Genomic DNA, 712 nt, shown 5'->3' with positions numbered 1-712 from the left:
CTAAGCGCATCGCCACCAGGAGTTCCTCCGGTCCTTTTGACAGTAACCTCGGATCTTTTGTTATCTTAATTATGAATGGAAAGTCTTTCATCTGTTCTGCCATTCACTCCTTGATAACTAAATAATAAACAACGACCCCTACTTTGATTTCCTTAGAAAGGAGGTGATCCAGCCGCACCTTCCGATACGGCTACCTTGTTACGACTTCACCCCAGTTATCGGTCCCGCCTTCGACGGCTCCCTCCTTGAAGGTTGGGTCACCGGCTTCGGGCGTTACTGACTCCCATGGTGTGACGGGCGGTGTGTACAAGACCCGGGAACGTATTCACCGCGACATGCTGATTCGCGATTACTAGCGATTCCAGCTTCATGTAGTCGAGTTGCAGACTACAATCCGAACTGAGACGTTATTTTTGAGATTTGCTCCGGATCACTCCTTCGCTTCCCTTTGTTTACGCCATTGTAGCACGTGTGTAGCCCTGGTCATAAGGGGCATGATGATTTGACGTCATCCCCACCTTCCTCCAGGTTGTCCCTGGCAGTCTCCCTAGAGTGCCCATCCGTAATGCTGGCTACTAAGGATAAGGGTTGCGCTCGTTGCGGGACTTAACCCAACATCTCACGACACGAGCTGACGACAACCATGCACCACCTGTCTCCCCTGTCCCGAAGGAAAGGTGACATTACTCACCGGTCAGGGGGATGTCAAGAT

At 51.3% G+C, this 712-nt stretch carries 1 rRNA gene; it reads right to left on the bottom strand.

Annotated features, from left to right (window positions below):
* Nucleotides 1-156: 156 nt before the first annotated feature.
* Nucleotides 157-712: ribosomal RNA gene (locus BKD12_RS16220) — 16S ribosomal RNA — on the bottom strand; the annotation flags it as partial.

The organism is Merdimonas faecis, from assembly GCF_001754075.1.
In the GTDB taxonomy this organism is placed as follows: domain Bacteria; phylum Bacillota; class Clostridia; order Lachnospirales; family Lachnospiraceae; genus Merdimonas; species Merdimonas faecis.
The sequence above is the reverse complement of the archived record's forward strand: the minus strand, read 5'-3'. Positions and strand labels throughout refer to the sequence as shown.